This window comes from uncultured Thiodictyon sp. (assembly GCF_903946935.1).
GTDB lineage: Bacteria > Pseudomonadota > Gammaproteobacteria > Chromatiales > Chromatiaceae > Thiodictyon.
Map to the genome: position 1 here is coordinate 1 of NZ_CAJAXH010000260.1, position 23,633 is coordinate 23,633.

The 23,633-nt window shown below is 64.2% G+C and carries 19 protein-coding genes and 1 riboswitch; of the genes, 11 read left to right on the top strand and 8 right to left on the bottom strand.

Features of this window, described 5'->3' with window-relative positions; translation table 11 throughout:
* Positions 1–96: 96 nt before the first annotated feature.
* The 3 genes from QZX93_RS23105 to QZX93_RS23115 form a co-directional block, all read right to left on the bottom strand.
* Positions 97–1,299: a PAS domain-containing protein gene (locus QZX93_RS23105; RefSeq protein ID WP_295384880.1), complete on the bottom strand. Its 1,203-nt coding sequence runs from the start codon at positions 1,297–1,299 to the stop codon at positions 97–99.
* A 5-nt stretch (positions 1,300–1,304) separates the two neighbouring features.
* Complete coding sequence (locus QZX93_RS23110) at positions 1,305–1,928, bottom strand: histidine phosphatase family protein (protein ID WP_295394967.1); 624 nt, start codon at positions 1,926–1,928, stop codon at positions 1,305–1,307.
* A gap of 149 nt (positions 1,929–2,077) precedes the next feature.
* A complete protein-coding gene (locus QZX93_RS23115) occupies positions 2,078–3,250 on the bottom strand; it encodes a two-component system response regulator (RefSeq protein WP_295384876.1) in 1,173 nt (390 codons plus the stop codon).
* 155 nt (positions 3,251–3,405) lie between these two features.
* On the opposite strand from QZX93_RS23115, the gene QZX93_RS23120 reads away from it, so the two are divergent.
* The 4 genes from QZX93_RS23120 to QZX93_RS23135 are packed head-to-tail and all read left to right on the top strand — an operon-like array spanning position 3,406 to position 7,888.
* Positions 3,406–3,996, top strand: coding sequence for a 2-oxoacid:acceptor oxidoreductase family protein (locus tag QZX93_RS23120; RefSeq protein ID WP_295384882.1), 591 nt, complete (start codon positions 3,406–3,408; stop codon positions 3,994–3,996).
* Positions 3,980–5,233 (top strand): transketolase C-terminal domain-containing protein, encoded by a 1,254-nt coding sequence (locus tag QZX93_RS23125; RefSeq protein WP_295384874.1) that lies wholly within the window; start codon positions 3,980–3,982, stop codon positions 5,231–5,233. Before QZX93_RS23120 ends, QZX93_RS23125 begins: the two co-directional genes overlap by 17 nt.
* A gap of 13 nt (positions 5,234–5,246) precedes the next feature.
* Positions 5,247–6,260, top strand: coding sequence for a thiamine pyrophosphate-dependent enzyme (locus QZX93_RS23130; RefSeq protein WP_295384872.1), 1,014 nt, complete (start codon positions 5,247–5,249; stop codon positions 6,258–6,260).
* Positions 6,260–7,888, top strand: coding sequence for an NAD(P)-binding protein (locus QZX93_RS23135; RefSeq protein WP_295384870.1), 1,629 nt, complete (start codon positions 6,260–6,262; stop codon positions 7,886–7,888). Before QZX93_RS23130 ends, QZX93_RS23135 begins: the two co-directional genes overlap by 1 nt.
* A 242-nt stretch (positions 7,889–8,130) precedes the next feature.
* Here the strand turns inward: QZX93_RS23135 and QZX93_RS23140 are convergent, their stop codons facing one another.
* Together QZX93_RS23140 and QZX93_RS23145 are read right to left on the bottom strand one after the other, a co-directional pair.
* Complete coding sequence (locus tag QZX93_RS23140; RefSeq protein WP_295384868.1) at positions 8,131–9,390, bottom strand: hypothetical protein; 1,260 nt, start codon at positions 9,388–9,390, stop codon at positions 8,131–8,133.
* A 2-nt stretch (positions 9,391–9,392) separates the two neighbouring features.
* The gene (locus tag QZX93_RS23145) at positions 9,393–11,699 is read right to left on the bottom strand and encodes an NADP-dependent malic enzyme (RefSeq protein ID WP_295384866.1); all 2,307 of its coding nucleotides are present in this window, start codon (positions 11,697–11,699) and stop codon (positions 9,393–9,395) included.
* A gap of 677 nt (positions 11,700–12,376) precedes the next feature.
* A riboswitch (cyclic di-GMP riboswitch) is annotated at positions 12,377–12,455 on the top strand.
* A gap of 76 nt (positions 12,456–12,531) precedes the next feature.
* Here QZX93_RS23145 and QZX93_RS23150 point away from each other — a divergent pair.
* Positions 12,532–12,981, top strand: a complete 450-nt coding sequence (locus QZX93_RS23150) for a bacteriohemerythrin (RefSeq protein WP_295384863.1) — start codon at positions 12,532–12,534, stop codon at positions 12,979–12,981.
* A 322-nt stretch (positions 12,982–13,303) separates the two neighbouring features.
* Here QZX93_RS23150 and QZX93_RS23155 read toward each other — a convergent pair whose 3' ends face one another.
* From QZX93_RS23155 to QZX93_RS23165, 3 genes are all read right to left on the bottom strand, one after another.
* Positions 13,304–13,765 (bottom strand): hypothetical protein, encoded by a 462-nt coding sequence (locus QZX93_RS23155; protein ID WP_295384861.1) that lies wholly within the window; start codon positions 13,763–13,765, stop codon positions 13,304–13,306.
* Between the two features lie 64 nt (positions 13,766–13,829).
* Positions 13,830–14,144 carry a helix-turn-helix domain-containing protein gene (locus QZX93_RS23160; protein WP_295384858.1) on the bottom strand — a complete coding sequence of 105 codons (315 nt, stop codon included), beginning with the start codon at positions 14,142–14,144 and terminating at the stop codon, positions 13,830–13,832.
* Positions 14,113–14,439, bottom strand: a complete 327-nt coding sequence (locus QZX93_RS23165; RefSeq protein ID WP_295384855.1) for a transcriptional regulator — start codon at positions 14,437–14,439, stop codon at positions 14,113–14,115. Before QZX93_RS23165 ends, QZX93_RS23160 begins: the two co-directional genes overlap by 32 nt.
* A gap of 361 nt (positions 14,440–14,800) precedes the next feature.
* Here QZX93_RS23165 and gyrA point away from each other — a divergent pair, with 361 nt between their 5' ends.
* The 6 genes from gyrA (at position 14,801) to QZX93_RS23195 (ending at position 23,314) form a co-directional block, all read left to right on the top strand.
* Complete coding sequence (gene gyrA / locus QZX93_RS23170; RefSeq protein WP_295384853.1) at positions 14,801–17,473, top strand: DNA gyrase subunit A; 2,673 nt, start codon at positions 14,801–14,803, stop codon at positions 17,471–17,473.
* A gap of 55 nt (positions 17,474–17,528) precedes the next feature.
* Positions 17,529–18,611 (top strand): 3-phosphoserine/phosphohydroxythreonine transaminase, encoded by a 1,083-nt coding sequence (serC, locus tag QZX93_RS23175; protein ID WP_295384851.1) that lies wholly within the window; start codon positions 17,529–17,531, stop codon positions 18,609–18,611.
* A 198-nt stretch (positions 18,612–18,809) separates the two neighbouring features.
* Positions 18,810–19,979, top strand: a complete 1,170-nt coding sequence (locus tag QZX93_RS23180; protein ID WP_295384848.1) for a 3-phosphoglycerate dehydrogenase family protein — start codon at positions 18,810–18,812, stop codon at positions 19,977–19,979.
* A 12-nt stretch (positions 19,980–19,991) separates the two neighbouring features.
* Positions 19,992–21,113 carry a prephenate dehydratase gene (pheA, locus tag QZX93_RS23185; protein ID WP_295384845.1) on the top strand — a complete coding sequence of 374 codons (1,122 nt, stop codon included), beginning with the start codon at positions 19,992–19,994 and terminating at the stop codon, positions 21,111–21,113.
* 147 nt (positions 21,114–21,260) lie between these two features.
* On the top strand, positions 21,261–22,373 hold the full coding sequence (hisC, locus tag QZX93_RS23190; protein WP_295384842.1) for a histidinol-phosphate transaminase: 1,113 nt from the start codon (positions 21,261–21,263) through the stop codon (positions 22,371–22,373).
* 50 nt (positions 22,374–22,423) lie between these two features.
* Positions 22,424–23,314 carry a prephenate dehydrogenase/arogenate dehydrogenase family protein gene (locus tag QZX93_RS23195; protein WP_295384839.1) on the top strand — a complete coding sequence of 297 codons (891 nt, stop codon included), beginning with the start codon at positions 22,424–22,426 and terminating at the stop codon, positions 23,312–23,314.
* Positions 23,315–23,633 lie beyond the last annotated feature (319 nt).

Consider the following 23,633-nt stretch of genomic DNA (forward strand, 5'->3'; position numbering starts at 1 on the left):
CGACCTTTGCCAGAAAATCAAAAACTTCATCGACTATTTCAACAAGACAATGGCCAAACCATTCCGCTGGACCTACCAAGGCAAGCCGTTGGCAGCCTAGCTTGACATGGTCCGAGCACTTTCATCCTGCGGTACTAGCAGATAGTCGCGCCCGCCCTGGCGGATCATGCGCACGCTGACCCGGACGTCGAACAGGCTGCCGTTCCGGCGCCGGTGGCGGTTCTCGAACTGGGCGCCGACCGGGGTGGCCGCCGCCTCGCGCATCACCGCGGCGATCTCGGCCGGCGGCAGGCCTTCCTGGACCTGCGTGAGCGTCAGCGCCAACTGTTGCTCGCGCGTATAGCCGAGCATGCGGCAACTGGCCGTGTTGACGCGGATATAACGCAGCGTCTCGGGGTCGACCAGTTCAATCGCGTAGGGGGCCTCCTCGATGATGGCATTCATCAGCGCCCGGTCGTCGGCCTGGGCGGCGGCGGCGCTGCGCTGCGCGAGCAGGGTGTCGCGGAAGGCGAGTACCGAGTGCGCAATGTCACGCAAGACACTGCCCGCGGTCTGGCTGATGGTCTGGACCGCCGCTAGCGCCGGGGACTCGACCTCCCCGGCGGCGAGTCGTTGCAGGGCCATGGCGATGCTGGACAGGCGGGTCGTCAGGCGGCGGCTGACGCCCAACCATAACAGGAGCAGTGCGATCAGTAGCGCGGGGCTGCCGGCGACGGTGCGCATGACCTCGCGATCGACGGCGCGGGTCAGGGCGGCGCTGTGACTGGCGGCGGCAGCGGCAAAGCCGGCCGTCATCCGATGGGTATGTTCGGCGAGTGCCACATAGCGGTTGGCGGCCTGATAGGTATGCCGCAAGGCCCCCGCCGGGTCGATGGCCGCCAGGTCGGTCGCCTGGGTGATGAAGCGGCGATAGGCGTCGAAGTCCGCTTTGGCACCGGTGCGGTCAAGGTCGTCGATGTGAGACCCCGGCAGCGTCGCCAATTGCTGTTCGAGTAACGCGAGCTGGTCGACGACCTGGGTATGGAGGCGGTAGATCCGGCCGGCGTCGAGTTGACCCGCGCCCGCCTGTTCCAGCGTCGTGCCGACCAGGGTCTGCAGCGCGGCGATTTCCCGGTTGAAGTGGGCGCTGGCGGCGATGCCGCTGAGGTCGCGGCCCTGCTCCAGGCTGGCCGCTGTTTGGCTGGCCCGCAGGCTATAGAGTGAGACCAGATTGAGGCCGGTCGCCGCCAGCGCGACCAGTGCCACGGGCAGAAAATATAACCACAGGACCGGCGAGACCTTGGTTGGGCGCTGGCGCATCGCGGTCAGGGCAGCAGCGCGGGCCAGAGGCTGGGCGGGATGCTGGCGACATAGTCGAAGGCGGCGTCGCCCCGCGGGAGGAAGATGACCAGTGTCGATTCCTTGGGGTAATAGCCGATCAGCTCCATCAGATTGGGCGCGTGCGCGACCAGCAGCCGGTTGGTCCCCGGGGGGGGCGGGGCGGCCAGGAGCCGGCGGGTGTTGGCGAGGATCGGCGCCTTCTGCGCTGAGGTCAGATTGGCGACATACATGAGGTCGGGATCCACGCTATAGGGCCGTCCTGGGCCGAGGAGCGCGGCCGCGCTGTCCTTGGCGCGGCACAGGGGGCTGACGCGGACCTCGCCGATGGGGACGCGCGCGCGGCGCAGCGCCTCACCGACCTGGGCCGAGACGGCGCGCCCCGCCGCGGTCAGCGGGCGTTGGGTGGCGCAGTCATTCAGATCGACGCTCGGCACCCGGTCGGGATGTGAGTTGTCCGTCTGGCCGTGGCGCAGATACAGGACGAAGCCGCCGGCGCGCAATTGATCGAGCGTCGCGCGCGTGGCGGGGATTTCGTTGAAGCTGGGCGCGGGCGCGGGCGCGGCGTTCGGCTCGGCCGCCAGTGACGATGCCGTGGCGAACGCGGCCAAGATCGGAAGCGCGGTGTAGATCGTTCCTCGGATAGCTGTCAGGACAAACCAGCGCGCGGTGTCTGCTGGTCGACCCAAGTGGTGCATTGAAATATTTTTCTTATTTGCGTTCATTTGCGTTCATTTGCGGACTGAAGGAATTCTTTGGCTCACGCGCTTGGCTGCCGCTCGGGATCGACATAGCGGGCGGCGATCTCGGCGAACTGGTCGCGGCAGGCCATGAAGGCGTCGACCACCGCGGGGTCGAAATGGGTGCCGCGCCCCTCGCGGATGATCTGGATGGTCTGCGTGAGGCTCATCGGGGGTTTGTAGACGCGCCGCGTCATCAGTGCGTCGAACGCGTCGGCGAGCGCCATCAGCCGGGCCGAGACCGGGATGGCCTCCCCGGCGAGCCCCGTCGGGTAGCCGCTGCCGTCCCATTTTTCATGGTGGTTCAACGAGATCTCGCGGGCGACCTCGAGGAAGGCGAAGGCGCCGACGGCCTGCTCGGCGGCGGCATCGTCCGCCGCGGCCAAGGCCTGGTGCATCGCCTTGTCGATGGCGTTGGCCCCGATGGTGGGGTGCAGCTTCATGATCGCGAATTCCTCGGCGGTGAGACGGCCCGGTTTGAGCAACGTGGCGTCCGGTACGCCCACCTTGCCGATGTCATGCAGCGGTGCGGCCGTCACGATCATGCCCAGTCGGGTGCCGGCCAGGGCCTCGCGGTAGCGGGGGTCTGGGGCCAGGTAGCGGGCGAGGATCTCGACATAGGCCTGGGTGCGGACGATGTGCTGGCCGGTCTCGTTGTCGCGGGCCTCGCCCAGACAGGCCAGCGCCCGCACGCTGAGGTCCTGGATCAGCAGGTTCTCGCTCAAGCGCCGCGCCACCTCGCGCTCCAGCCACCGATTCTGGTCTGACAGACGGTCGCGCGCCTGTTTGAGTTCCAGATGGGTGTGGACGCGGGCGAGCGTGATGGCCGGGTTGATCGGCTTGGTGATGTAGTCCACCGCGCCGGCCGCCAAACCGTGTTCCTCGTTTTCGGAGCTGTCCATGGCGGTGACAAAGATGACCGGGATCGCCTGGGTTGCCGGGTCCGCGCGCAGGCGCTCAAGCACCTCGTAGCCGTCCATCCCGGGCATCATCACGTCGAGCAGGATCAGGTCCGGCGCTTGGGCGGCGGCCGCGCGCAGGGCGCGCTCGCCCGAGTTGGCCGCGCGCACACGATACAGCGGCAGCAGCAACTCACCCAGCAGCGTCAGGTTTTGCGGCGTGTCGTCGACGATCAGGATGGTCTGTCTTGGTGCGTCCCCGGGGGGGCGCGCCATCCCTGCGTTGCTGTTCATGGCTTACCTTACAAGGGTCTAAGCGGGTCAGTGCCGCCCCGGCTGGGGCGGTGGGCCCGCCCAGGAAATTTAAGATGCAAATGCGCTGTCCGGTTGCTACATAATGCCGGGGAATTTCTCACATAAAAAACGTAATCGAGGAGGACACCATCGTGATGTTTCAGGTCCGCATCCACGGTCGCGGCGGCCAAGGCTGCGTTACAGGCGCGGAGATGCTCTCCATCGCCGCCTTTTTGGAAGGCAAACACGCCCAGGCGTTTCCGAGCTTCGGCTCCGAGCGCACCGGCGCACCCGTCGTCGCCTTCTGTCGTATCTCCGATCGTGAGATCCGGCTGCGCGAGCCCATTATGCAGCCCGACGGGCTCATCATCCAGGACCCCACCTTGCTCCACCAGGTGGATGTCTTCAGCGGGCTGGTGCCGGATGGCTTCGTACTCATCAACTCCAAGAAAAACTTCGACGATCTGGGTATCAGCGAGCGTTTCGGCGGCTGGCACCATGCACGTTTGTGTACGGTTCCGGCCACCGAGATCGCCATGGAACACATTGGGCGCCCGCTGCCCAATGCCATCCTGCTCGCCGGTTTCGCGGCCATGAGCGGGGCGGTCTCGCTGGAGTCGGTCCACGCGGCCATCAAGGATAAATTCTCCGGCAAGATTGCCGCCGGCAACATCGCCGCCGCCAGCGCGGCCTACGACTATGTGAAAAAAGAGAAGGAGGACTACGACCGTGCTGAAGCAATGTGAAGGCTCCCACGCGGTCGCCGCGACCGTGGCCCTGTGCCGCCCGGAGGTGATCTGCGCCTACCCGATCTCGCCCCAGACGCATATCGTCGAAGGCTTGAGCGAGATGGTCCGCGACGGCACCCTGCAACACTGTGAATTCATTAACGTCGAGTCCGAATTCGCCGCCATGTCGGTGGCCATCGGCGCATCCGCGGCCGGCGCCCGTTCCTACACGGCGACCGCCAGCCAAGGCCTGCTGTTTATGGCCGAGGCGGTCTGGAATGCCTCCGGGTTGGGCCTGCCGATCGTGATGACGCTCGCCAATCGCTCGATCGGCGCGCCGATCAACATCTGGAACGACCACACCGACGCGATGTCGATGCGCGATGCGGGCTGGCTCCAACTCTTCGCCGAGAACAACCAGGAGGCGGCCGACCTGCACATCCAGGCCTTCCGCCTGGCCGAGGAGCTCTCGCTGCCGATCATGGTCTGCATGGACGGTTTCATTCTGACCCATGCCTATGAGGGGGTGGATATCCCCACCCAAGAGCAGGTGGACGCCTATCTGCCCCCCTACGAGCCGCGGCAGGTGCTCGATCCGCGCGAGCCGGTCTCGATCGGGGCCATGGTGGGCCCGGAGGCCTTCACCGAGGTGCGCTATCTGGCGCATGCCAAGCAGATGCAGGCACTGGACCGGATCCCGCAACTGGCGGCCGAGTTCCGCCAGCAGTTCGGCCGGGATTCGGGCGGGCTGATCCGCACCTATCGCCTGGAGGATGCGCAGACCGTGGTGGTGGCCCTGGGTTCGGTGCTCGGCACGATCAAGGACACCATCGACGACCTGCGTGAGGCGGGACACAAGATCGGTGTGCTCGGCATCACCTCCTTCCGTCCCTTCCCGACCGCCGCCATCGGCGATGCGGTGAGCCATGTGGAGCGCGTGGTGGTGGTGGAGAAGTGTTTCGCGGTGGGCGTCGGCGGTATCGTGTCGCGCGATGTGCGCACCGCGATGCGCGAGCATCCGCATCCGATCTATGCGGTGGTGGCCGGGCTCGGTGGGCGCGCCATCACCAAGGCCTCGCTGCGCCAGTTGTTCCTGAGCGCGATGGCGGATGAGCTCGAGGCGCTGACCTTCCTCGATCTGGACCATCAGGCCGTCAACCGGGAGTTGGAGCGTGAGCGACTGACGCGCCGCTCCGGTCCGATCGCCGAAAATCTGCTGCGCGACCTGGGTGTCGTGGCCGCCCGCGTCGGTTGAGGGGGGATTCACCATGACCGCTACAGTGATCAAGTTCTATCAGACCGGCACCCACACCGTCGGCAACCGTCTGCTCGATCCCTCGCAACGCTCGGTGCAGGCGGATATGCGCCGCACTAACTCGCTCAACTCCGGCCACCGTGCCTGTCAGGGGTGCGGTGAGGCGCTCGGTGCGCGCTATGCCATCGATGCCGCCATGCAGGCGTGCGACAACCAGTTGATCGCGGCCAATGCCACCGGTTGTCTGGAGGTGTTCTCGACACCCTATCCGGAGACCTCCTGGCAGATCCCCTGGATCCACTCGCTGTTCGGCAACACCGCCGCGGTCGCCACCGGGATCGCCGCGGCGCTGCGGGTGAAGGGGCGCAGCGAGGTCCGGGTGGTCGCCCAGGGCGGCGACGGCGGCACCACCGATATCGGTTTCGGCTGTCTGTCGGGGATGTTCGAGCGCAACGACGATGTGCTCTATATCTGCTACGACAACGAGGCCTATATGAACACCGGGGTGCAGCGCTCCTCGGCCACGCCCGGGGCGGCGCGCACCGCCACCACCCCGGCGGTCGGGCCGGCGCCCGGCAATGTGTTCGGTCAGGGCAAGAGCCTGCCGCTGATCGCCATGGCGCACGAGATCCCCTATGTGGCCACCGCGATCGTCTCCGAGCTGCGCGACCTGGAGGCCAAGGTGCGGCGGGCCATGGAGATCCGCGGCGCCCGCTATATCCATGTGTTCGTGCCCTGTCCGCTGGGCTGGGGGACCCGTTCCGATCAGACGATTGCCATCGCCCGGCTGGCCAAGGAGACCGGCATCTTCCCGGTGATCGAGGCGGAGCACGGCGAGTTGACCGCGGTGTCCAAGATCCGCAAGCAACGGCCGGTCGAGGACTATCTGAAGCCGCAACGGCGCTTTGCGCATCTGTTCTCGCCGGCGGTCAATACCGCGGCCATCGCCCAGATTCAGGCCCTGGCGGATCGCAATATCCGGCGTTTCGGGCTCGTCGATGCGGCTGCCGCCGCAGGAGCTGAGTAATGGAAAAACCCTTTGCAATCACACTCGACGTCGGCTCCTCGCTGGCCAATAAGACCGGCTCCTGGCGTACCTACCGCCCGCGCTATGGCGATCGGCTGCCGCCCTGCAACAACGCCTGTCCGGCCGGCGAGAACATCCAGGGGTGGCTCTACCATGCCGAGTCCGGTGACTATGAACAGGCGTGGCGCGTACTGACTCAGGACAACCCCATGCCCGCCGTGATGGGGCGGGTCTGTTATCACCCCTGCGAGAGCAAATGCAACCGCGGCGAGCTCGATCAGTCGGTCGGCATCAACTCGGTCGAGCGCTTCCTGGGCGACCAGGCGATCAAACTCGGCTGGAAGTTCGCGCCGCCGGCCACGGCCTCCGGCAAGCGGGTGCTGGTGGTGGGCGCCGGCCCGTCCGGGCTGTCCGCCGCCTACCACCTGGCGCGCTTGGGTCATCAGGTGACCATCCACGAGGCCGGTCCACTGGCGGGCGGCATGATGCGCTTCGGTATCCCCAAATACCGCCTGCCGCGCGATGTGCTGGAGGCGGAGGTGCAGCGGATTCTGGACCTCGGTGTGACGCTTGAGCTCAACACCAAGGTCGAGAATATCGAGGCGTCCATGCAGGCCGGCGGGTTCGACGCGGCCTTCCTGGCGGTTGGCGCACACATCGCCAAGCGCGCCTATATCCCGGCCGGCGGGGCCGCCAAGTTGCTCGACGCCATGCAGGTGCTGCGCGGCATGGAAGACGAAGAAAAGCCCATGTTGGGGCGGCGCGTGGTGGTCTATGGGGGTGGCAACACGGCGCTCGACGTGGCGCGCACCGCCAAGCGACTGGGCGCCACCGACGCCATCATCGTGTATCGGCGTACCCGCGAGAAGATGCCCGCGCATGACTTCGAGGTGGAGGAGGCGCTGCAGGAGGGCATCCTGATCAAGTGGCTCTCCACCATCAAGAATATGTCCGACGAGGGCACGCTCACGGTCGAGCGGATGGAGCTCGACGCCACCGGCTTCCCGCAGCCGACCGGCGAATTCGAGACCCTGGAGGCCGACTCGCTGGTGCTGGCACTCGGGCAGGACGTGGACCTTTCGCTCTTGAATGGCGTGCCGGGGTTGGAGGTCGAGGGCGGCGTGGTGCAGGTCGGCCCCAACATGATGACGGGCCGTCCCGGCATCTTTGCCGGCGGCGACATGGTGCCGTCTGAGCGTACCGTCACCGTCGGGATCGGGCATGGTAAGAAGGCGGCACGCAACATCGACGCCTGGCTGCGCGGCGAGGTCTATACGCCGGCACCCAAGCATGAGTTGGCCACCTTCGAGAAGCTCAACACCTGGTATTACGAAGACGCGCCCAAGACGGTGCAGCCGACCCTGGACTTGATCCGGCGTCAGTCGAGCTTCGATGAGGTGGTCGGTGGGCTCAACGAGACCAATGCGCTATTCGAGGCGCGGCGTTGTCTGTCCTGCGGCAACTGCTTCGAGTGCGACAATTGCTATGGGGTCTGTCCGGACAATGCAGTGATCAAGCTCGGTCCCGGGATGCGCTTCGAGTTCAACTTCGATTACTGCAAGGGGTGCGGCATTTGTAGCGCGGAGTGTCCGTGCGGGGCCATTACCATGGTGCCGGAGAACGCCTAAGGCCGGACGGGGACTTCGGCGCGGAATCCAGGCCAAGGATGGCTGCCCCCCGCGAGGCGCGTACTTGGCCTATCACCCTAGAAAGAGCGGTTCTCACGCCAAGGCGCCAAGCTCGCCAAGGTTTTTCCAAGCATTATTGGCGTTCGGCGACTCACCCGCAGGGTGATGCCGATGCTGCGCACATCTCGTTGTTTCTTCTTGGCGTCTTGGCGTCTTGGCGTGAGCAACTGCCGGATTTAGGTTTACGGCTGCGCATTGAGGCGGCGTATCCGGCTGATGTCATTCGCCTCGATCTCCATGATGATCGTGCCCTCACGAAGTATTTGCTTGAGATAGAGCATTCCGCTCGTGGTGCGATCGACGGTGCCGCGCCGCTCGCGCCCGTCGCGTAGCGTAATCAACACCGGGCAGTCCAGGCAGCGCGGCAGATTGGCGAAGGTGAGTTCGGCGGGCAGGTCGTCCTGGGGCCGGCGCGGCTGGACCTCGGCCGGCTTGGGTGGCTCAGGGGCCGGTGTCGTGGTAAAGCTGAGATCGGTCATCGGGCTGCCGTTCTGTGCGAGTTGTAGACCCAATAGCTGAGGGATGTCCTCGGGTCGATATTTCTTCATGCTGGCCGGTGCGAATCCCTCCGGTACGGCGATCTGCGCCCTGATCTCATCGCCGTCGAGGAAGCCTTGCAGGATGGAGCGAATCCCGCGACCTGGAATCAGACCGATGTCTTGCAAATAGGCGCGGTCGTTTTGGGTGAGTAAGGCTGGCACAAACTCATCGATCTGTAGCCGACTTTTCTCGGCGCAGAGTTGTTGCGCTTCGCGGACATAGGTTTGGTCCAGCGTGGCGGTTGCAATGACCGTTTCGAGGGCCGCCAGATCGCCCAGATTGGCCAACATGTCCCCGACCTGGCGATAACTCAGCTCGATACCCAGTGCGGCATACCCGTGCTGACGCCACTGGAGTTGGAGTTTGGGGGCGCCGGGTCCCACACCGGACTCCATCAGTACCGCGGCGTCGGTAACGATCTGGGTGGGCCGCAGCGACTTGAGCGCGCCTTCCATCAGTGCGATGGTCGCGATGCCGCAGGCCAGTCCGTTGTCGGGCCGGGGCCGGTCTGGGCCGCCGAACGTGTTGATCCGATCCCCCAGCGGCCCGTCGCTCGGGATGCGAATGCCCGTCAATGCGAGCCCCAGGCGTTGCGGGATCTTGCCCTCGTTCAGCGACTTGGTGCCATGCAGTATGAAGTCGATACCGGGTGTTTTGACCTCGACGCGATCAATACGGATGATGCCCTCGATTTGCCGCAGTGAGAATATCAGGTCGCTGACCGCGACCGTTCCGCTTAGACCGATATGGATACTGCCATAGCCGAAATCGGCGATCGGCGCCAGCGCCGCGGCGAAGCGGTTCAAGCTTTCGCGGGTCTGGAACCAGACCGAGCCATAGGCCCACGCATAGATCATGAGCGGGATCGCGGCGATCGACAGTGCGAGTCTTTTCGGGTTCATGGTCAGCTGCGCCCCGCCGCCGCGCTCGCCACCGCCAGGGCGGTCATGTTGAGCAGGCGCCGCACCGTGGCCGCGGGCGTGAGGATGTAGGCGGTGGCCGCGGCGCCCATCAGGATTGGGCCGACCGTCACCCCGCCGCTGATGGTGGTCTTGAGTACGTTGTAGAGGATATTGGCCGAATCGAGGTTCGGGCAGATCAACAGGTTGGCCGAGCCGCTGAGGGTGGAGTCGCTGAGATAGCGGCTACGGATATGTTCTTCCAGTGCGGCGTCGCCCTGCAATTCGCCATCGCAATCGATGTCCGGGTGGCTGGCCAGGAACAGATCGCGCGCCAGCCGCATCTTCTTGGCCGACGCCCGCTTGGACGAGCCGAAGCAGGAATGTGAGAGAAAGGCCACCTTGGCCGGCAGGCCGAAGCGCCGGACCTCTTGTACCGCCATCCAGGCAATCTCGGCCAACTGCTGCGCGCTGGGGTCTTCATTGACATAGGTGTCGGCAATGAACAGCGGCCCGCGATCGGTCATCAAGGCATTGAGCGCGGCATAATTGCTCACGCCCGCCTGCTGGCCGATGATGTTGTGGATGCATTCGAGGTGGATTTCGAAGGTGCTCACCATGCCGCAGATCATGGCGTCGGCGTCGCCCAGGGCGACCATGAGCGCGGCGATGCGGGTATTGGAGCGACGCACCGCGGCCTTCGACTCATCCGGGTTGCCGCCATTGCGGCTCATGCGCTGGTGGTAATACTCCCAATATTGGCGGAAGCGTGGGTCGTCTTCGGGATTGGCATGGTCTACATCGACCCCGAGTCGCATCCGCAGGCCAGCCTTCGCGATGCGGGCGTTGATCACCGCGGGGCGTCCGATGAGGATGGGGCGGGCCACCTGCTCGTCGATCGCCATCTGGGCGGCGCGCAGCGCCCGTTCGTCCTCGCCGTCGGCATAGGCGACGCGCTTTTTCTCATCGGGCAGGGCCTTGGCGGCATTGAACACCGGACGCATGAGCATCCCGGTCTGGTGGACAAAGAGCGACAGGCTTTCCTTGTACGCCTGCATGTCGGTAATGGGGCGGGTGGCTACCCCCGAGTCGGCGGCGGCCTGGGCCACGGCGGGGGCGATCCGCAGGATCAGGCGGGAGTCGAAGGGCTTGGGGATCAGGTACTCGGGGCCAAACGTCAGGTCCTGCCCGGCATAGGCGGCGGCCACTTCATCGCTGGTCTCGCTCTTGGCCAGCTCGGCAATCTGGCGCACGCAGGCGAGCTTCATCTCGGGGGTGATCTTGGTGGCGCCGCAATCGAGTGCGCCGCGGAAGATGTAAGGGAAACACAGGACATTGTTGACCTGGTTCGGGTAGTCCGAGCGGCCGGTGGCGATGATGCAATCGGGTCGGGCGGCCTTGGCCAGTTCGGGGCGGATCTCGGGCTCGGGGTTGGCCAGGGCCAGGATAATGGGCCGCTCTGCCATGGTCTTGACCATCTCTACGGTCAGCACCCCGGGGGCGGAGCAACCCAGAAAGACGTCGGCGCCCTTCACGACATCGGCCAGGGTGCGTGCATCGGTGTCTTGCGCATAGCGGGCCTTGGATTCGTCGAACCCGCCGGGCCTGCCGTGGTAGATGACGCCCTTGGAATCGGCCATGAAGACGTGTTCGCGCGCAATGCCCAGGCCGACCATCACGTCGACACAGGCGAGCGCCGCCGCGCCGGCGCCCGAGACCGCCAGCTTAACGGCGCCGATGGGCTTGCGGACCAGTTCCAGACCATTGAGCAGTGCCGCGCTGGAGATGATGGCCGTGCCGTGCTGATCGTCATGGAACACCGGGATGTTCATGCGCCGGCTCAGTTCGCGCTCGATATAGAAGCACTCCGGGGCCTTGATGTCCTCCAGGTTGATGCCGCCGAGCGTCGGCTCGAGCGCGGCGATGATCTCCACCAGCTTGTCCGGGTCGCGCTCCGCCAGTTCGATATCGAACACGTCGATGCCCGCGAATTTCTTGAACAGGCACCCCTTGCCCTCCATCACCGGCTTGCCGGCCAGCGGGCCGATGTCGCCCAGGCCCAGCACGGCCGTGCCATTGGTGATCACACCCACCAGGTTCCCGCGCGACGTGTAATCGGCCGCGAGCGTCGGGTCGGCCTGGATGTCCAGACAGGGGTACGCCACGCCGGGCGAGTAGGCCAGCGAGAGGTCGTGCTGGTTCGACAGCGGCTTCGTGGGAGTGACTGAGATCTTGCCGCGGGTCGGGCTGCGATGGTAATCGAGTGCGGCTTCGCGCAGTGCCTGTTCGGCGGTCGACAGCGTCTGGGTCATGGTCAAGGGTTCAAGGCGAGGGCGGTGGGTGGGGGGCTCAGGATACCGGATTGCGGCCCTTGGGGTCGCCTGGGATTGCGCGTGGTGCCGCGGCCGGTGCCGGCGATCCGGGTCACGCGGTGCGATTGGTCTGGTCGAGACCTGTGGTCACGCCAGTGCCCCAGGCTCGCCAAGAGTTTTTGGTCAATCTTTGGGGTTTGGCGGTTCACGCGGCGGGCGATCCGAATACTGGATCTGCCATATTGTATTTTTTTGGTGAGCGTGGCGCCTTCAGATGGCTATTGTGAGCCATCGTCTGAACAGCAATGGAACCCGCTCCTTGCTCCTGCTTCTTGTATATTAGGTGCGCCGAATATTAGGTGCGCCGAATATTAGGAAGGTCCGATGCGATTGGCCAGCCTCCTGATTCCCCTTGTCATCGAATGAAACCGCTTGGCTTGATCGGCACCGCTTCGGCAAGATCGTCGTAAAGCAAATGCATCTTTAGGCTGTTATAGATATTTTCAATTAAAGATGCAGGTAACAAGCGGACATCTTAATGAAGAATTAACAATATTGTTCTTGAAGTCAGGGACAAGAAGACTATCTTATGAGACCTCCATAAAGCGTCTTTCGAGACGGCGACCGAGGAGGACGAGCGCGCTGGGCACGGTTGTTAGTGCCTGGTTGTGTGATGAGCAAGCAAATGCCAAACCTATCGTGAGGTAGGGACGGAAAGTCACGGGTCCTGGGACACAGGACAGCCGGACCGCCGAGGGTGACCAGATTGAGTCAACGCGTCGATAATGACCCGGCGTCGGTGCGCGGCGCCACATGGTCCCGGGAGGTTAGCATGAAACAGTTCATCGAGTGGTCGAATGCCTTGAGCGTGGGGATCGACGAAATCGACAATCAGCGTAAGCTGTTTGTCGGTATGGTCAATGAGATGCACGAGGCGATCCAAGCGCGCCAGTGCCGGGAGGTCGTCGGCGATGTGCTCGTGAGGCTTGCCGACTACACCAATAACCACGTCCCGGCCGAGGAGGGCCTGATGCGTGCCATCAAGTACCCGGGCTATAAGGCACACCAGGACGAACACCAGCAGTTGATTCGCCGGGTGGTGGAGTTTCAGAAGAAGGTAGATGGCGGTACGACCACCATCGGTTTCGAGTTGATGCACTTCCTTGAGGTCTGGTTCACCGATCACATCATGTGGAGCGATCAACAATATGTTGAGCACTTCATCGAAGCCGCGGCCAAGCCCAAGCAACGGCCCGGGGTTGGGCGCCTGTGGCAGCGCTGAGTCGATGCGTCGCTGGGGTAATCGCGACTTGGCGAGATTGAATTAGACCGCAGGCCTCCCTTTCTTCGCGTTCCCACGAGCCAGCGTGGGAGCGCCGTGTACCCGAGTAACGGCCATGGCGCCCGCACCACCCCGTCCAGGTTTACACTGGGGGTCGAGGCTTTAGCCGGTGGCGGTTTCCGCGCGATTCAATAGAAATCAGCGCTGTCTGCACGCCGGACCGGCTAAAGCCTCGACCTTACAATAGCCGGAGCGACGATCAAGGTCGGCTGTGCTAGCCCGACCTGGTTACTAATATGGTGTCTCTTTCGCCCCGCAGCTCCTAGCGAGATAAACAAATGCCTTTACCGTGCGTTCGGGATCCCCGCTCCCAAGACACCCCCCCATTTACCTTCTTCCAATCGCTTGCGTCTTCCCTCGCCCAAAAACGCGCATTGCCGTCGCTCGTGCTGAATGCAATCATGCCGCCCATTTCCTTGATCGATTGTAAGGCGACATCGGGAAGCATAAGTTGAAGCTCCGGCCCACGGCCAGGGTAGCGGAACGTGCAGCGCAGGTGACAGACCGTGTTATGCACGAAATTCAGGGACTTCGTTGCGCCTTGTTTGCGTTCCTCCGCGGATGATGCGAGCTGCTTTTCGAGAAACCGATAGGCTTTCTGCTGCTCCGGAGTGCCGGGAATCTGGCCGTCCGGTCCCTCTTTTGCCGCCTCGGAGATTAGGGCGTCATCGTCGGTTGGGGCCTCCTGGGAGCGCTGGCTATCGGGTAAGGCATTGGGCGCCAACCAGGCCACAGAAGTTCGCAAGCAAAAGCCCGACTGCGAATCGATGTATCGCTTCCGTTTTCATTTATGCGTCGGCCAGTTCCCGCAGGACCTCGGGATGCCGTTCGGCCACCTTGAACAGGGTCTTGGCAGCGCCGCTCGGCTGGCGCCGTCCTTGTTCCCATTCTTGCAGGGTACGCACCGAGACGCCCAGGAGCGTGGCGAACTGCGCCTGCGATAGGCCGGAGCGCTGGCGGGCGGCGATGATCGGGGAGTACACCACGGTTCCCAGGCCAGCGTTCATCTGGCGGATAGATTCGAGCAGGTCTTCGCCGAGATTGCGTCCTGCTTCAAACGCCTCCAGCTCCTCACCGGTCAGGGGTTGTGTGTTCGATCGCATGTCTGATCTCCAGAAGTTGCTTGGCGGACAGGTTTCCCCGTTCGGACTTGGAATATAGCACCAGCAGCATGAGCGTCCCTGAGGCAAACTGAGTGTAGTAGATCATTCGTACCCCGCCGGATTTGCCGGACCCGGCACGGCTCCAACGGACTTTCCGCAGGCCGTCCGTGCCCGGAATCGCGTCGCCGGCTTCGGGGTGCTGGGCCAAGAATGCGGCGAAGGCTCCTCGTTCCTCTTCGTGCCAATAGTACGGCCAGAGTTTCGAGAACAGAGGGGTTTCGACGACGGTGTACATGAGGTGAATAATACGTCTTTGACGGATATCCGCAAGTGAGGGTGAGATGCAAGCGGCGCCGATGCGCGGCGCGCCGAGACGTTCGTCGCCGCGGGAGAGGGGTAGGGCGCGACATTGCCCTGCTTGTGGTTGGTCCTCCACTATGCCCGGCGATACTGTGGCGGACCCGTGCCGGGTCGGTAACCCCGGGATATCGCCTTACCGGGCGTCGGGTTTGTCCCTGCCCCCTTCGCTCGCTTCCCCGCTGGGGCCAAACCTCGCCCTTGTGCTACAATCGCTGGCCTTATCCGTACCCCCCTAGCCGTCGCTCGGGGAAAATCCCGCAGCGGCCCCTGCGCAGCCTGGAAGCCCATCTGAGCCCATGTCCGATTTCGCCCGCGAAGTTGTCCTGATCAATCTGGAAGACGAGATGCGCCAGTCCTACCTGGATTACGCCATGAGCGTGATCGTAGGACGGGCGCTGCCCGATGTACGCGATGGCTTGAAGCCAGTGCATCGACGGGTGCTCTTCTCGATGAACGAGCAGGGGAATGTCTGGAACCGCGCCCACCGCAAGTCGGCCCGCGTGGTCGGTGACGTCATGGGTAAGTATCACCCACACGGCGACTCGGCCATCTACGACACCATGGTGCGCATGGCGCAGCCCTTCTCCTTGCGCTACCTGCTGGTGGACGGGCAAGGCAACTTCGGCTCGGTGGACGGGGACCCGCCGGCGGCCATGCGCTACACGGAGGTGCGCCTCACGCGGATGGCCGATTCCCTGCTGGACGACCTGGACAAGGACACGGTCGACTTCATCCCGAACTACGACAACACCGAGCAGGAACCCACCGTCCTGCCGGCGCGCTTCCCGAACCTGCTGGTCAACGGCTCCTCCGGCATCGCGGTCGGCATGGCGACCAACATCCCGCCCCACAACCTGCGGGAGGTGATCGACGCCTGTCTGGCCCTGATCGAGAACCCGGAGGCCACCATCGAGGACCTGATGGTCCTGGTGCCGGGCCCGGACTTCCCGACCGCGGGCATCATCAACGGCGTGCGCGGGATCCGCGAGGCCTACCGCACCGGGCGCGGGCGCTGTGTCATGCGTGCCCGTACCGAGCTCGAGACCCAGAAGCGCAACGGGCGCGAGTCGATCATCGTCACTGAGCTCCCCTACCAGGTCAACAAGGCCAGGCTGCTGGAGCGCATCGCCGACCTGGTCAAGGAGAAAAAGATCGATGGCATCGCCCACGACGGGCTGCGCGACGAGTCCGACAAGGACGGCATGCGCATCGTCATCGAGCTGAAGAAGGATGCCTACTCCGAGGTGTTGCTGAACAATCTGTATCAGCATACCGCCATGCAGAGTGTGTTCGGTATCAACATGGTCGCCCTGGTGGACGCCCAGCCGCGCACGCTCAACCTCAAGCAGATGATCGAGTATTTCCTGCGCCATCGCCGCGATGTGGTGACGCGCCGGACCCTGTTCCAACTGCGCAAGGCCCGGGAGCGCGCCCACATCTTGGAGGGTTATGCCATTGCGCTGGCCAACCTGGATGAGGTGATCGCACTGATCCGCGCCGCCGGCAGCCCCGCCGAGGCGCGCGAGGGCCTGATGGCCCGCACCTGGCCGCCGGGGGCGGTGACCGGGATGTTGGCGCGAGCGGGGGCCGATGAGACCCGCCCGGACGAACTGGACGCGGCCTTCGGGCTGACCGCGGACGCCTATCGCCTGAGCGAGCGCCAGGCCAAGGCGATCCTGGACCTGCAGCTGCAACGCCTCACCGGACTGGAGCAGGAGCGGATCCTGGAGGAGTTCGGCCAGATCCTGGAGCAGATCGCCGCCCTGCTCTATATCCTCGCGGACCCCGATCACCTGATGGAGGTGATCCGCGGGGAGCTCATGGCCATCCGCGAGCAGTTCGGCGACGCCCGGCGCACCGAGATCATGGTCGACCACACCGATCTGACGCTCGAGGACCTGATCGCCCCCGAGGATGTGGTGGTGACCATGTCGCACCTGGGCTACGTCAAGGCCCAGCCGATCAGCGACTACCAGGCCCAGCGGCGCGGCGGCAAGGGCAAGAGCGCGACCTCCTTCAAAGAGGAGGACTTCATCGACCGGATCTTCGTGGCCAACTCGCACGACACGGTCCTGTGCTTCTCCAGCCGCGGCCGGGTCTACTGGCTCAAGGTCTACGAGTTGCCCCAGGCCGGGCGCGGCGCCCGCGGGCGTCCCATGGTCAATCTGCTGCCCTTGGAGCAGGGTGAGCGCATCAACGCGGTGTTGCCGGTGCGGGCCTACGAGGAGGGTCTGTTCGTCTTCATGGTCACGAGCGCCGGGACCGTGAAGAAGACCCCGCTCACCGAGTTCTCGCGGCCGCTGTCGCGTGGCATCATCGCCATCGACCTGCATGAGGACGAGGTCCTGGTCGGCGTGGCGATCACCGACGGCGCGCGGGATCTGATGCTCTTCACCTCCGCCGGCAAGGCCGTGCGCTTCAGCGAGGACCATGTGCGGGCGATGGGTCGCGGTGCCCATGGCGTACGCGGGGTCATGCTGGAGGAGGGCCAGCGGGTCATCGCGCTGGTGGTGCCGGAGCCCGGTACCATCCTGTGCGTGACCGAAAACGGCTATGGCAAGCGCACCACGGTGGACGAGTTCCCCACCAAGGGCCGCGGCACCAAGGGTGTCATCGCCATCGCCGGCAGCGAGCGCAACGGTGCCCAGGTGGGCGCGGTGCTGGTGCGTCCGGGCGATGAGATCATGCTGATCACCGAGGGCGGCACCCTGATCCGCACCCCGGTCGACCAGATCCCGGTGGTGGGCCGCCCCGCCCAGGGCGTGAAGCTGATCAGCCTGGGCTCAGGGGAAAAACTGCGTTATGTCGAGCGCGTCGTGGCCCTGGAGGGCGATAATGCCGCCGCGGCCACCGATGACGACGATCCGGCGGGCGAAACGCCGGACGATGAGCTGAACAACGAAGACGCACCGGACGGCGAGCCGGGCGAAGACGGGGACGACGAGGCGGGCGACAGGCCCGCGGATTAAGCCCAGTCCCCGGGCATCCGGGGCCGACAATCAGATAGTTGAGCGGAGATTGAGCATGTCACGCGTGTATAACTTCAGCGCCGGTCCGGCCATGCTGCCCGAGTCCGTGCTGCGAAAGGCCCAGGACGAGATGCTGGATTGGCAGGGCAGCGGTATGTGCGTGGCGGAGATGAGCCACCGCGGCAAGGAATACATGGCGATTGCCGCCCAGGCCGAGGCCGATCTGCGCGAATTACTCGGCGTGCCGACCAATTACAAGGTGCTGTTCCTTCAGGGCGGGGCCTCCACTCAGTTCGCCATGGTGCCGATGAACCTGTTGCGCGGGGCCGAGGGCGCGGACTATCTGAACACCGGTTCCTGGTCCAAGAAGGCGATCTCCGAGGCGCGCCGTTACGGTCGGGTGAACGTGGCGTCCACCACCGAGGACACGAAATTCAACCGTGCCCCGGTCCAGTCCGAGCTCAAGCTCAACGCCGATGCGGCCTATCTCCATTTCACCCCGAACGAGACCATTGAGGGCGTGGAATTTCCCTATCTGCCTGAGTGTGGCGACACGCCCCTAGTGGCGGATATGTCCTCCACGCTCCTGTCGCGGCCGATCGACGTGTCGCGCTATGGCCTGATCTACGCCGGCGCGCAGAAGAACATCGGCCCCGCCGGGCTCACCATCGTCATCGTGCGCGAGGACCTGATCGGCCAACCCCTGGCCGGTACGCCTACGATGTTCGATTACAAGATCCACGCCGACAACGACTCCATGTACAACACACCGCCCACCTATGCCTGGTATCTGGCCGGGCTGGTGTTTCAGTGGGTGAAGGACCTGGGCGGCCTGGAGGCGGTGGCGACGATCAATCGCCGCAAGGCCGACCTGCTCTATAGCACCATCGACGCCTCCGGCTTCTATCGGAACCCGGTGAGCCCGGAATCGCGCTCCTGGATGAATGTCCCCTTCACGCTCCCCAGCGCGGACCTGGACGACGCCTTTCTCAAGGGGGCCAAGGCGGCGGGTCTGACGACACTCAAGGGCCACCGTTCGGTCGGCGGGATGCGCGCCAGCATCTATAACGCGATGCCGGAGGCGGGGGTGCAGGCCCTGGCGGCCTACATGCAGGAATTCGAGCGCACGCACGGCTGAGGAAGAAAACGGTCCGCAAATGAACGCAAATGAACGCAAATGAAGAGAAGAAATGCGTTGGTTGTGCGTCTGCGGACCGCGCGAGGCAGGGGATGAAACCCCCGCCTTCCTCTTATTTGCGTTTATTTGCGTTCATTTGCGGACAATCGTTCTTCCCCCTTGAGCGGGAATGACGCCCGCTCAGACCACGAGTCGACTATGTTCAAGATCCAGACGCTCAATAATATCTCCGTGGCCGGGCTCGACCGGTTGCCGCGCGACCGCTATGAGGTGGCCTCCGAGATCGCCCATCCGGATGCGATCCTGGTGCGCTCGGCCAAGATGCACGAACTGGTCATCCCGGATTCGGTGCAGGCCATTGGGCGCGCCGGTGCCGGTACCAACAACATCCCGGTCCCGGCCATGACCGCCCGCGGTATCGTGGTCTTCAATGCCCCGGGGGCCAATGCCAACGCGGTCAAGGAATTGGTCGTCGCCGGCATGTTGATCGCCGCCCGCAACATTGGCCAAGCCTGGCACTTTGCCCGGGGCCTCGCCGGCGATGACGCGGCCATCGGCAAGGCGGTGGAGTCAGGCAAGAAGAATTTCGTCGGCTTTGAATTGCCGGGCCGCACCCTGGGCGTCATCGGCCTGGGGGCCATCGGCGTGAAGGTGGCCAATGCCGCCCGCTCCCTGGGGATGAAGGTCGTCGGCTATGACCCGACCATCACCATTGCGCGTGCCTGGCAGTTGTCGAGCGATGTGCAACCCGCGCTCAGTATTGACGATCTGCTCTCGCGCTCCGATTTCGTCACCTTCCACGTGCCGCTCACCAACGAGACACGGCACATGATCAACGCCGACCGCTTGAAGATTCTGAAAAAGGGTTCGGTGCTGTTGAACTTTTCCCGCGAAGGCATTTTGGACGATGAGGCGGTGGTGGCCGCGCTCGACTCAGGTCATCTCTATGCCTATTGCTGCGATTTCCCGAACAACCTGCTCAAGGACCACCCGCGGGTGGTGACGCTGCCCCATCTGGGGGCCTCCACCGCGGAGGCGGAGGACAACTGCGCGGTCATGGTTGCGGATCAGGTGCGGGATTATCTGGAAGACGGTAACGTCGCCAATTCGGTCAATTTCCCGGAGATCAACCTGCCGCGCAATGACGCCTTCAGGATGGCGATCGTCAACAGCAACGTACCCAATATGGTGGGGCAGATCTCGACCGATCTGGCCGCCGCCAAGCTCAACATCCTGGATATGTTGAACCGCTCCCGCGGTGACGTGGCGGTGACCCTGATCGATACCGACCGGCCGTGCCCGGAGGAGACGGCCGCCCAGTTGCGCGGCATCGCGGGGGTCCTCTCCGTGCGCCGTCTCGATAACTGAGGGACCAATCCCATGGATCAGCCCGGCCGCCCCGAGGATCGACTGCACGAGGTGCGACGGCGCATCGACTCCATCGACATGGAGATCATGCGCCTGATCAGCGAGCGCGCCGGCTGCGCCCAGGAAGTGGGACGTATCAAGAATGCCGGGACGGTGAGTGGCGATGCGGCGCCGCAGGAGTCGGTCCAGTATTACCGTCCGGAGCGGGAGGCCGCCATCCTGCGGCGGATCAAGGAACTTAACCCGGGTCCCCTGGATAGCGAGGAGGTGGCCCGGCTTTTCCGCGAGATCATGTCCGCCTGTCTGGCCCTGGAGCAGCCCATGAGGGCGGCCTATCTGGGGCCCGCGGGCACCTTTACCCAGGCGGCAGCGCACAAACAATTCGGGCACTCGGTGCGCACCATCGCTATGGCCACCATCGGTGAGATCTTCCGCGAGGTGGAGGCGGGCTCCTGTGACTATGGGGTAGTGCCGGTGGAGAATTCCACCGAGGGTGTGATCAGTCATACCCTGGATATGTTCCTGGCCTCGCCCTTGCTGATTACCGGAGAGGTGAGCCTGCGCATTCATCATCATCTGATGAGCAGGGAGGCGGCGACGGCGTCCATTCATACGCTTTATTCACACCAGCAGTCGCTGGCCCAGTGCCGGGGTTGGCTGGACCGGCACCTGCCGCACGCCGAGCGCGTGGCGGTGGGGAGCAATGCGGAGGCGGCGCGCCTGGCCAGCAGCGAGGCGGGCAGTGCCGCGGTGGCGGGGCTGCCGGCCGCCGAGATCTATGGCCTCACGGTGCTGGCCGAGCGCATCGAGGATGAACCGGGCAATACCACCCGCTTTCTGGTGATCGGCCCCAAGGACGCCCCGCCCAGCGGTCAGGACAAGACCAGCCTGCTGATCTCCTGTCGCAATGCCTCGGGCGGTCTGCACACACTGCTGTCGCCCTTGGCCGAGCATGGAATCGACATGACCCGTATCGAGTCCCGGCCCTCGCGCCGCGGAATCTGGGATTATGTCTTCTTCATCGACATCATCGGCCACCGGGCCGACCCCCAGGTGGCGGCGGCGCTGGAACACCTCAAACGCGCCTCGCTGTTGTTCAAGGTGCTGGGTTCCTATCCGGTGGCCGTGCTGTAAGCGGGATTGCAGTAGCAATCCCGCTATGCTTTAAATCAATGATTAGTGGTGATCTTCATGACGGAGGCCGCCTTCAAGAATTGGATCGTATCGAAAGTCGAGACCTGTTTTTCGATGTGAATCCCTCTGCCTGTCCGGACGCAGTGCATGACCAATCAAGAAAATCCCTTTCTCGCGCTCGCCGCCCCCGGTATTGCCGGTTTGACCCCCTATGTCCCCGGCAAACCGGTTGCTGAATTGGAACGAGAGTTGGGTATCACGGGCACCATCAAGCTCGCCTCCAATGAGAACCCACTGGGTCCCGGTCCGCGGGCGCGGGCGGCTATTGCCGCGGGCCTTGATGAGTTGGGGCGCTATCCGGACGGTGCCGGGTTCGAGTTGCGTCGCGCCATCGCCGATCATCATGGGGTCTCGCCGGTGGCAGTGACCATCGGTAACGGCTCCAATGACGTGCTGGACATCGTGGCGCGGGTCTTTCTGCAACCTGGGACCGAATCGGTGTTCTCGGCGCACGCCTTCGCGGTCTATCCTATTGCCACCCAGGCGGTGGGTGCGACCGCCCTGGTGGCCCCGGCGCGTGACTATGGTCACGACCTCGCGGCCATGGCCGCCCTGGTGACCGAGCGCACCCGGGTGGTCTGGATTGCCAATCCCAACAATCCGACCGGCACCTGGCTGGCCGCCGATCCCTTGCGCACCTTCATCGGGTCGCTGCCCAAGACCTGCGTGGTGGTGATCGACGAGGCCTATACCGAATATGTCAGTGAACCGGACTTCCCGGACGCGACCCGCTGGCTCGATTCCCACCCGAATCTCATAGTCACCCGCACCTTCTCCAAGGCCCATGGACTGGCGGCCCTGCGGGTCGGTTATGCACTGAGCGATCCGCGCGTGGCGGACCTGCTCAATCGGGTGCGCCAGCCATTCAATGTCAACAGCCTGGCCCAGGCGGCGGCGGCTGCGGCCATCGCTGACAGCGAGCATGTGCGCGCTTCGGTGGAGCTCAATCGTGCCGGGATGCGCCAGCTCACCGCGGCATTTGCGCGCTTGGGTCTCGACTATATCCCTTCGGTGGGCAACTTCATCGCCGTCGATGTGGGCCGTATGGCGGCCCCGGTCAATGAGGCCCTGTTGCGCCTGGGTGTCATCGTGCGCCCAGTCGCCAATTACGGCCTGCCCAACCATCTGCGTATCACCATCGGTCTGGAAGCGGAAAACGCCCGCTGCATCGCCGCCCTTGAGGAGGTTCTTAGGGCCTAACGCCAGCAAGAAAGTCTAGCCGCAAATGAATGTAATAGGGGTGCCCTGGGATGATTGAACGATTGGCCATCATCGGTGTCGGCCTGATCGGCGGCTCGCTCGCCCGTGCCTTACGTGAGGCGGGGGCGGTCGGCGAGGTGGTCGGCTGCGGGCGCGCCCTACCCAATCTGGAGCGCGCGGTGGAGATCGGCGTCATCGACCGCTACGATCAGGACCCGGCGAGCGCGGTGGCGGGGGCGGACATGGTGTTTGTGGCCGTCCCTTTGGGTGCCATGCGCGGGGTCTTCAACGCGATCAAAGACAGGCTGCGCCCGGATGCCATCTTCACCGACGGCGGCAGCGTTAAGGGCAGCGTGGTCGCGGATGCGCTGGCCGCCTTTGGTCGCACGCCGCCGCGCCTGGTTCCGGGTCACCCCATAGCCGGGACCGAGCGTAGCGGGGTGGATGCCTCATTCGCCACCCTCTACCAGAATCGCCGGGTCATCCTCACCCCATTGCCGGAGACCGACCCCGATGCGGTGGCTCGGGTCGAGTCGATGTGGCGCACCTGTGGGGCCGAGGTTAGCCAGATGAGCGTCGCCCACCACGATGAGGTCCTGGCCGCCACCAGCCATTTGCCCCACATGCTTGCCTACGGATTGGTGGACGCATTGGCGCGTATGGACGAGACCGACGAGATCTTTCGCTATGCCGCCGGGGGCTTTCGGGACTTCACCCGTATTGCGTCCTCATCGCCGGTCATGTGGCGGGACATCTGTATTGCCAACCGCGAGGCACTCTCCGCCGTGCTCGGGCGCTTCAGCGTCGAGCTGACCGACCTCGCCCAGGCGATCCGCTTAGGCGATGGCAATTATCTGCTCGAGGTCTTCGAGCGCGCCAAGGCGGCGCGGGACCGCAATGTGGAGGGTGCGGTGGATGGGAGGACGAAGGAGAGTCCGTAAACCTGGAGAGGGTCGTTCTCACGCCAAGGTGCCAAGCTCGCCAAGGTTGTTCGGTGCCTTACTCAGCGTTGCGCCAGTCACCCGGCGGATAATCTGGATCCTGGGTCTATCCTCTTCTCTTTCTTGTCTTTCTTGTCTTTCTTGGCGAGCTTGGCGCCTTGGCGTGAGACGTCTTTTGTGGCTCTTTGGGATCTCAGTAGGTCGGCATATTTATAAATTACATGATGTTATGACGACATGTAGGGCGTCATAGAGTCGCATAACGAGCCGCATCGACAAGCCCCTGACAGGGCTTGGAGCGATTACTGCTCTGCCGAAC